This is a genomic window from Hespellia stercorisuis DSM 15480 (genome assembly GCF_900142165.1).
Lineage (GTDB): Bacteria > Bacillota > Clostridia > Lachnospirales > Lachnospiraceae > Hespellia > Hespellia stercorisuis.
The window spans coordinates 1-9,739 of record NZ_FQZY01000108.1; the positions used below are offsets into that span (position 1 = coordinate 1).

8 protein-coding genes and 1 pseudogene are annotated in these 9,739 nt (G+C 45.2%); 5 read left to right on the forward strand and 4 right to left on the reverse strand.

The genetic code is table 11. The features are described from left to right. Both BUB85_RS21910 and BUB85_RS19855 read right to left on the reverse strand, forming a co-directional pair. Positions 1–196, reverse strand: a pseudogene (locus BUB85_RS21910) (IS5/IS1182 family transposase); the annotation flags it as partial. A 176-nt stretch (positions 197–372) separates the two neighbouring features. Then, complete coding sequence (locus BUB85_RS19855) at positions 373–1,293, reverse strand: alpha/beta fold hydrolase (RefSeq protein WP_073113231.1); 921 nt, start codon at positions 1,291–1,293, stop codon at positions 373–375. A gap of 246 nt (positions 1,294–1,539) precedes the next feature. On the opposite strand from BUB85_RS19855, the gene BUB85_RS19860 reads away from it, so the two are divergent. Then, positions 1,540–3,015 carry a TRM11 family SAM-dependent methyltransferase gene (locus BUB85_RS19860; protein ID WP_073113232.1) on the forward strand — a complete coding sequence of 492 codons (1,476 nt, stop codon included), beginning with the start codon at positions 1,540–1,542 and terminating at the stop codon, positions 3,013–3,015. Positions 3,016–3,031: 16 nt separating this feature from the next. Here the strand turns inward: BUB85_RS19860 and BUB85_RS19865 are convergent, their stop codons facing one another. After that, the gene (locus BUB85_RS19865; RefSeq protein ID WP_073113233.1) at positions 3,032–4,072 is read right to left on the reverse strand and encodes a YeiH family protein; all 1,041 of its coding nucleotides are present in this window, start codon (positions 4,070–4,072) and stop codon (positions 3,032–3,034) included. Positions 4,073–4,416: 344 nt separating this feature from the next. On the opposite strand from BUB85_RS19865, the gene BUB85_RS19870 reads away from it, so the two are divergent. The 4 genes from BUB85_RS19870 to BUB85_RS19885 all read left to right on the forward strand — a co-directional run bounded on the left by BUB85_RS19870 (position 4,417) and on the right by BUB85_RS19885 (position 8,743). Then, positions 4,417–5,292, forward strand: coding sequence for a LysR family transcriptional regulator (locus BUB85_RS19870; protein ID WP_073113234.1), 876 nt, complete (start codon positions 4,417–4,419; stop codon positions 5,290–5,292). 233 nt (positions 5,293–5,525) lie between these two features. Continuing rightward, complete coding sequence (locus BUB85_RS19875; RefSeq protein WP_073113235.1) at positions 5,526–6,884, forward strand: Mur ligase family protein; 1,359 nt, start codon at positions 5,526–5,528, stop codon at positions 6,882–6,884. Positions 6,885–6,888: 4 nt separating this feature from the next. Then, on the forward strand, positions 6,889–7,647 hold the full coding sequence (locus BUB85_RS19880) for a type 1 glutamine amidotransferase (protein WP_073113236.1): 759 nt from the start codon (positions 6,889–6,891) through the stop codon (positions 7,645–7,647). Positions 7,648–7,966: 319 nt separating this feature from the next. Next, positions 7,967–8,743 (forward strand): Uma2 family endonuclease, encoded by a 777-nt coding sequence (locus BUB85_RS19885; RefSeq protein WP_073113237.1) that lies wholly within the window; start codon positions 7,967–7,969, stop codon positions 8,741–8,743. Positions 8,744–8,766: 23 nt separating this feature from the next. Here BUB85_RS19885 and BUB85_RS19890 read toward each other — a convergent pair whose 3' ends face one another. Continuing rightward, a complete protein-coding gene (locus BUB85_RS19890) occupies positions 8,767–9,417 on the reverse strand; it encodes a FadR/GntR family transcriptional regulator (protein ID WP_278319618.1) in 651 nt (216 codons plus the stop codon). Positions 9,418–9,739 lie beyond the last annotated feature (322 nt).

The window sequence follows — 9,739 nt, forward strand, 5'->3', positions numbered from 1 at the left end:
TTGGCGTTGCAGTATTTTTCCGAATCCGGAAATAAGTCCCTAATAAATCTGAAATATTCATCTCCTCCACGAATTGACTTAGCAAACGCACCGAATCATTATCTGGGATTATGTAATCGATATTTAGTGGCAGTTTTAGTTGATAAAAATCTTCTGCCAGAGTATAATTCTTTTGTAAGATTTTATTTATTAGCATAAGTATATTTTACACCTTTTGCCAGGCTTTTCGAAGCCTGGCATTTGTGTTTTTGCATAAAAAAGGAGCTGCGCACTAATTACTTAGTGCGACAGCCCCGAGCTGCACCGGCATCCTGCACAGTGCCTGCAGTGCAAGATTTCTTCGCCCTCACCGTATTTTATGACAGTATTCTCTTAATTTTCGTCCATAAATGCAATGATTCCCTGTTCTACTTCCACTTTAATCTCACTGTAATTATGAATCTCATGGCGATAGCCCGAATACACTTTTGTCTTCACATTGTGTCCGGTATCACACAGCCAGTTGGACACTTCGTAGATTCCTTTTCCGTACTCCCCCACCGGATCCTGATCTCCGCCAATATTATAAATTGGAAGATCCGTCGGAACCTTCTCTGCCCACTCTGTTCCTTTGATTTCCTCCATCATCTGAATAAAGTAGAGTACCGCCCGGTTATTTGTCGGCCTTGTAAATGCATCAAACGGATCCTCCGCGTGATCCCTCTGCACATATGGGTCTGAACAGATCCATTCATTTCCGATTGTGACGTCATCGCAGCGCTCGCACATCCATCCCATCAGTCTGCCCGCATACTCAGCATCTGCATCCCCACCTTTTCCGTCACTAATTGCCTGCTCAAGCAACTCTTTCGTTTCCTTTGCGTGGCGAAATGTTCCGGTTGTTCCACATATTGTGACTCCTGCAAGTTCACTTCCGTACTTTGCGATGTAATCTCTGACAATAAAAGATCCCATGCTATGCCCAAACATATAATATGGAAGCTTCGGATATTTTTCCGTCACCAGCTCGTACAGCTTATGCTCATCTTCCATCATCGTGTGAAATCCTTTGTTCCCCCAGTTTCCCCATGTATCATTCTCGAGTGCCGTCTTGCCATGCCCCACATGATCATCCGCTGCCACAATATACCCCGCATCCATAAATGCGACAATCATGTGCAGATACCTCCTGGAATGCTCCCCAAATCCATGAACCACCTGAACAATCCCCTTTGGTTTTGCAGCCGGAACATAAATCCATCCCATCACCTTGTCCCGCTCATTGAAAGATTGAAAACTCACTTCATGCAACATATAAACACCTCCATTTTTTATTCCCGCTTTTCCGGGTACTATCTACGTTTATTATAACACTTTACAAAGAATCATGGTATAATGTACGCGATAGAAATGAGCAGTGCCATCAGATAATAAGAAATAGCTGCGTTGTGCTCGCACATAAGCAGATGTTTCTTATTATCTGATGATAGGGCGAGAGCCCGCGAGTGAGATGCAGCTCAGCGCAATCGAACGGCACTGCGGATGAGAAAAAGGAGTATTATGATAAAAAAATTATACAATGAATTAATCGAGGGAACTTCTCCCCGGCAGACACTGAGTGCTCTGCGCAAAGAAGTGAAGGAACTGAGCCGCCGGGATGAGCTTGCAGCCTTGATTGAGAAAGATTCGTCTGTGATAACAGCATTATTAAAAAATGACGATGCGAAGACAAGGAAAAATGCTGCCCTGCTTATGGGCGATCTGGAAATTCCTACATTTACCACGCCACTTTTTGCCGGATATGAAACGGAACAGACTTTGTTTGTGCGAAGCGCCTATCTGGAGGCTCTGGCACATCTGGATTGCTCTGAGTATCTGGACAAGCTGAAGACACGTTTAAACGAACTGGCTGCCCAGACTCCGGATGCTTCTGATAAGAAACATGTGGACGCTGAGATCCGGGCACTCAGCAATCTGATTCTTTCTATGGAAGGAACGACCAAGCACACATTTACAGGGTATCACGAAAAGTACCACTGCATTCTTCTGACGAACCGTCTTCACCGTGAGATCACCGCTTCGCAGATTGAGCACGGCACACTCAAGGATTATCATGCCGGTGTGATGGTCACCACCGACGATATCGAGGAACTGCTCTACATTCGGACTTACAGTGAACTTTTATTCGTCATCCCGCAGGCATCCTCCTGTTCCATGGAGCCTTTGGAGGCGGCACAGACACTGGCGGACTCCCAGCTTCTTCCACTTCTGAAGAAAGCGCACAGGGAACCGGCACCATTTTATTTCCGGATCGATGTGAAGGGGCGTATGCCGCTGGATCAGAAGAGCCGGTTTACCAAAAAATTATCTGCCGAACTGGAACGCCTCTCCGGCCGGGAACTGTTGAACACCACCTCCCACTATGAGTTGGAGCTACGTCTGATTGAGAATAAATCCGGCACTTTCAATGTCCTGCTGAAGCTGAACACGCTTCCGGATGAACGTTTTTCCTACCGGAAGGAATCGGTTGCCGCCAGCATTAAGCCGGTCAATGCAGCCCTGCTCGTCGCCCTTGCAAAGGACTACATGGTCAAGGACGCACAGATTCTGGATCCGTTCTGCGGTGTCGCCACCATGCTTATCGAGCGGCAGATGGTGGTGAAGGGCAACACCTCCTACGGGATCGACGTGTACCCGGACGCCATCGACAAGGCAAAAATCAACACGGAAGCTGCCGGGCAGATCATCCACTTTATCAACAAAGACTGCCTCGACTTCACCCACGACTATCTTTTTGACGAAATATTTACTGATATGCCCTTCGAGACCGGCCACAAATCGGACGAGGAAATTTATGAACTCTATGACCGCTTTTTCGAAAAATCGAGAGACCTGCTGACAGAAGAAGGGACCCTTATTCTGTACTCCCGCAATCCAGAATACATCAGGTCCCTGTCTAAAAAATACAAATATGAAGTGATAAAAGACTGGCTGATCCTCGACAAAGAGGATTCCCATCTGTTTGTGCTACGCTAAAGAACCGCGTATCCTTTTACCAGATACCGAGCAGATGCTGCATCAGCAGACTGACTGCCGTGATTCCGATCCAGCAGCAGAGCCCCATGAAAATCGGCTTTCCACCGGTCTTGATCAGCTTCACGATATTGGTGTTGATACCGATTGCAGCCATGGCAAGGATAATAAAGAATTTGCTCAGCTCCTTGACCGGATTAAAGAAATCCGCCGATACCCCGCAGTTTACAGCCACAGTCGTGATAACGGATGCCACGATAAAGTAAATAATAAAGAACGGAAAAATCTGCTTAAAATTGACCTTCTTACCATCTTCAGAGCCTGCGGCCTTTTCTTTTCTGGTACGGATGAATGCAAGCACCAGGGTGATCGGAATGATTGCAAGCGTTCTGGTCAGTTTCACAGTTACGGCCTTGTCCAGTGTCTGGCTGCCCAGCGCGTACATGCTGTCCCAGGTGGATGCCGCAGCCGTCACCGATGAAGTATCATTGATTGCCGTTCCCGCAAAAATACCAAAGGCCTGTCCTGTGCTGTGTGTGAACCCAAGAACCGAACCGAAGACCGGGAACAAAACTGCAGCCAGCACATTGAAGAAGAAAATAACCGAGATAGCCTGCGCCACTTCTTCATCGTCCGCATCGATAACCGGTGCCGTCGCCGCGATGGCTGAGCCTCCGCAGATAGAGGATCCAACCCCTACCAGTGTGGAGATCTTCGCCGGAATGTTCATCACTTTGTGCAGGACAAACGAAATTACAAGGGATGTCGTGATCGTCGCAATGATGATCGGCAATGACTGTTTTCCGGTCTCCAGGATAACGTTCAGATTCAGGCCGAACCCCAGCAGGATGACTGCCCACTGTAGAATCTTCTTTGCCGAAAATGTAATACCCGGCTGCAGATTCGTCTTGTCCTTAATCCCCAGTGTGATGATCATTCCTGCTATGATTGCGATTACCGGTCCACCAATAATTGGGAATTGTTTTCCCAGAAGCCATGACGGCACTGCGATCACCAGACAAAGTAATAATCCTTTTCCATTTTTCTTTATAAATTCCATGCTCATTTCCTCTCATTCTATTCTTTTTCGGAATAGTTTTTTGTTTCCTTTGTTTTCGTGCTTTATAATACCGTTACTGTTCACAGATAAATCTGTTCCAGTAACGTCGCCGATCCATTTTTAAATCATCTTCGATGATGGACCGGCTCATAGTTGTATTTACTTGATTGGCGCATAGCTTGACGGCAGGTGTCAAGCTTGCGTGTGAACAGTAACATAATACCACAGTATACAGATAAAATAAAATTATAAATATTTATATAACGATAAATTTATGTTATGATATTTTATATACATAAGTATTTTTTTATGATGTCTATCCCATCATATATGGAGGTGATATTTTGATTGATTTTCGCATTTACACATTTTTAGAAGTCTGCCGGACATTGAATTTCACAAAAGCCGGACAGAACCTGAGTGTCACACAGCCCGCTGTCTCCCAGCACATCCGGTTTTTGGAGGAGCATTACGGATACCGTCTGTTCGACACCCGGGGCAAAAAGATACAGCTAACTCCTGCAGGTGAGATTCTCTACCACGCAGCATCCACCATGGTCCACGATGAGATTCATCTGCAGAAATTGATGGAGGATTCCGCGCATCCCGCCCAGACCGTCACCTTTGGCGTCACGATGACTATCGGCGAATATACACTCTCTCCACACCTTTCTTCCTATATAAGGGAGCATCCGGGAACCGCCGTCCGCGTCGTTGTTGCCAATACGCATGAACTGCTGTCAATGCTGTCCGGCCAGGAAATTGATTTTGCGATTGTGGAGGGATACTTTTCCAAGAGCGAATACGATTCCCTGCAGTATTCACGTGAGAATTTTATTGCCGTGTGCAGCCCTGACGCGCCATTTGCCAGCCGCTCTGTCTCCCTGGAAGACCTTTTCTCCTGCAATCTGATTGTCCGCGAATCCGGTTCCGGCACCCGCGAGATTTTCGAAAAGGCATTGACCGAACGGAATGCAACTGTTGCCGATTTCTCGAATACGATCGAGATCAACAGCATGAATGCCATCAAGTCCCTGACTGCACAGAACTGCGGCATCACATTTTTGTATGAAACCGCGGTAAAAAAAGAGTTGGAAACAGGCACACTTGTGCGTATTCCGCTGCGGGATTTCAACATTTCCCATGATTTTACCTTCATCTGGACAAAGGGCAGCATCTTTTCTGACTATTATCATGAATTATTTCAACAGTTAAAATAAGTTGACGCAGATCGGAATGAAGAACTACTTGCATTTCCCCTATACTTTTGCTTATAATAAGAAGAGTTATCTATTCACGTTCTGAGCGCAGCACTGTGGTTCCTCCACTTTCGTTGCCAGCAGAAGCACTGCGGCTCCTCAACTTTTGCTGCCGTCAGAAACATTGCGGCTCCTCAACTTTTGCCGCTATCAGATTACGAATAAAAATAAAACAAAAAAGGACAGATAAAACCATGAGTTTAAAAAGAAAAATGGTAATTAAATTTGCCAAATGGGTTAGCTCCACCAGCCAGAAGATCCGCGGTGGACAGGGTGTCACACTTCCGGGCTACATTGCCAGAAAGCTGAACCCTTCTATTCTCACTTCCCTTTCTTCGGATGTACGAAAGAAGACCTTCGTCGTGCTCGGTACCAACGGTAAGACGACGACCAACAGCATTCTTTATCATGCGCTGACCGCAGAGGGCCAGAAGGTCATCATCAACAAGACCGGTTCCAACATGATGAACGGAGTCGTATCCTCCTTTGTTCTCGCCACCGACAAAAACGGCGAGCTGGATGCCGACTACGCCTGCATCGAGGTGGATGAGATTGCCTCGCTCACCGTTCTGCCAAAGATCAAACCGGATTATCTGGTGCTGACCAACATTTCCCGGGACCAACTGGATCGTTTCGGTGAAGTGGATATCACGTTCCAGAAGCTGAAAGAAGCAATCAACAAGACGCCGAAGATGACGCTGCTCATCAATGGCGATGACGTTCTTTCCTATACGCTGGCAAAGGAGAGCAAGCACGATTTCATCACGTACGGCATCAATGAGCAAATTTTCGACTCCACCAGCCGTTCGGAGATCCGCGAGAGTATTTTCTGCCGGAAATGTGGCCACAAGCTGGAATATAATTTCTTCCACTACGGGCAGCTTGGAGATTATCATTGTCCACACTGCGGCCTGACAAGACCGGAGGCGGCCTATGCTGCTTCCAATATCCATCTGTCAGAGAGCGGCTCCACCTTCGATGTGGGGGACCGCAGCTTCACCACCGGTGCCAAGGCGCCGTATAACATTTACAACACACTGGCTGCCTACGCTGCCCTTCGTATCGCCGGGCTTGAGGCACCACATTTTGAAAATATGATTGCCCATTACGATTACGGCAACAACCGTGAGAGCGTGTTCAATATCGGTGGGACCAACATCCAGATTCATCTGGCGAAGAATCCGATTGGATTCCAGCAGAAGATTTCTCTGGTGTTAAAGGATCCCAATCCAAAAGATGTCATGATCCTGATCAATGACGAATATCAGGACGGGGAGGATGTCTCCTGGCTGTGGGATGTGGATTTCCAGTATCTCGCCGACGCCAATGCCAACTCCATCATCGCCACCGGAAAACGCGGCTATGATATGCGGCTCCGCCTGAAGTACGAGGACATCCCGTGTGAGGTATCTCTGGATCTGGAGAACACCATCCGTGACTGCATTGAAAACCGCACGGACAATCTCTATCTGATTGTCAACTACACTGGGCTGTACAGCACAAATGCATTACTGAAGAACCTGTCAAATGATTATGCCGGAAAGGAAGATTAAGCTTATGAAATTAAATATTGCTCACTTGTATCCGGATCTGTTAAATCTTTACGGCGACCGCGGCAACATCCAGTGTTTCCGCAAGCGTCTGGAATGGCGCGGCATCGATGTGGAGGTCACCCAGTATCTGCAAGGCGATTCCATCGATTTCTCGGACATCGATATCGTTCTTCTTGGCGGAGGCTCCGACCGGGAGCAGGAAATCGTGTGCGAAGAGTTAAAAAAGATCAAGAAAGATTTCAAGGAATATGTAGAGAATGACGGCGTTGTTCTGGCTGTCTGCGGCGGCTATCAGCTGCTCGGCAAGTATTATAAAACCAAGACGAAGAGCATCGAAGGGCTTGGAATCCTGGACATCTATACAGAATGGGAACCGGAACGTCTGATCCGCAACATTATCTTGAACAGCGATCTGTTCTCGACCCCGATCGTTGGATTTGAAAACCACGGCGGGCGTACTTACATCGGAAACCACACACCTCTCGGAAAGGTATTCTTCGGACTTGGGAATACCGGGAAGGGTGATTACGAGGGCGTCGTGTACAAGAATGTGATCGCCACTTACCTGCACGGTCCGCTGCTGCCGAAGAATCCCCATGTCTGTGATTACCTGCTGAAGAAGGCTTTGGATCGCAAGTACAAAGAGGATGTGAAGCTGGCCAAACTGGATGATCATATGGAGGCGGCTGCGAATAATTATATTGTGGCGCGGTATAGCAATAAGGGAAATGTGATCAAAGAGGCGATTAAAAGAAATACGTAATTCCTGTTGTCCTTTTTACTTTCAACGACTTCCGACGGCAGCGATTTCTGCCGTCGGTGTTGCTGAAATCTTGAATTTTTATAATGGTGAAGCCGCTAAGTTATATGTAAAGCGGAAATTCGCAAAAGATTCTTTTTTATTTCTTTCGCATCTAATTTATTCTCTCTTTTCATACTTTTATCCATATTATATAAAAATCATACCCAAATACGGCAATACAAACGGTAATAAATATTGTTTTTCTGACATTTTCATTATATAATCCAGGTATATATTCCAGCATAATCGTTTTTCTATAAATTTCAACGGAGGTCATGCCATGCAGATCGAACAAATCAAAGCACGAAAAAAGCAGCTAAAAATGACAAACGCCCAACTTGCAGAAAAGTCCGGTGTTTCACTCGGCACTGTCAATAAGATTCTGAGTGGTGCCACCCGAAATCCTTCTTCTGCAAATATGGACGCTATTATTGCGGCGTTGGATTTTCCCTCATATAAACTGGAGGGACTTGATACCACTGTATCTGTTGTGCGCGAGACTTCGGCGTTCAACGCTACTGTCTGCCGTTATACGATCGATGATTACTATGCCCTACCACAAGATATCCGCGCCGAACTGATTGATGGACAATTTTATTATATGAGCTCACCTTCTATCATGCACCAGCACATTTTGCGGGAACTCAGCTATTTTTTCACCGATTATATCAAACATAATCATGGGAAATGTTCTCTCTATTTTGCTCCCTGCGACGTGCGGCTCGACAAAGATGACTACACGATGCTTCAACCGGATATGATGATCATCTGTGATCCCGAAAAGACCCAAAACGGGCGATATTGTGACGGTGCTCCTGATTTTATCATCGAGATCGTTTCTCCCTCCAATCCAGCTCATGATTATTACAAAAAATCAGAAAAATACTGGGCTGCCGGCGTTCAAGAATATTGGATCGTTGATCCCCAGAAGGAGAAAATCACCGTGTATCTTTTTGCAATAAACGATACGATACCAACACTCTATACCTTCAAGGATAAAGTTCCGGTCCAATTATACCCTGGATTAGAGATTGATTTTTCTAAAATCAACCTCTGATTTTGTTGCAGGAAAGAATCCATTTACTCGGTAGGTTCCTCCTCATGAAATGTATCCTCCAAAATCTTCTGCACATGGTTTCTCATAGTTCTTCTTGCTTTTATGGCATCTTTCATTTCGATTGCTTTCACAAGCAATGTATGATAATAAATTCCATCTATATATCCATAGTTTTCGTTCAGCATATAGAAATAATCCGCTTTCTCGACAAATACGTTCTGCAAAGATTCAATAATAAATGGATTCCCTGTACTGTACGCAATCTCCAAATGAAAACACATATCATAGTGGACAAATGTTTTTGGATCATTTGCATTCACCGCCATCTGCATCTTCTCCAAATAGATTTTCAGATTGCTCAGATGCTCATCTGTCATACGTTTTGCCGCATAATATGCAGCTTCTGTTTCTATAATCAGGCGAAATTCCAAAAGAGAGACCATACTTCTGTAATTAAATGGATCCTTATATTCTCTCCCCTTCCCTCGATTACCAAGGCTATTCAGATCATTACTTTTCAGATAAGTTCCTTTTCCATGAATACTCTCCATCGCACCTATTCCGACAAACTGTTGAATGGCTGCCCGAACGCTTGATCGACTCGTCCCCAATTTCGTATACAGTTCTTTTTCTGATGGAATCTTATCGCCTACAGCCCAACGCCCATCTTCAATTTCTGTAACTGTTCAGAACCCCCTTGGGGAACTAATTAATTTTTGTACAAAACAGAGAATTTTTAAAACCTGTTTTGCGATATTATTTCGGTAATTGGTGGATAACCAATTGTTTGTGATTGAATAATTTAATTCATTGTGGATTACTCTTTCAATCTTTCAAATAACTCTGATTCAAAGCCAAATTCTATGGCTTTTGAATATATTTAACAACAACTGAACATTGAAAAACATTACTTATCCACAGTCATTTTCACCATAGGTGAATCTATGTGAATTCGCTTTTTTCCTGAGTTTTTAGTACAATGGAGACATAAAACAC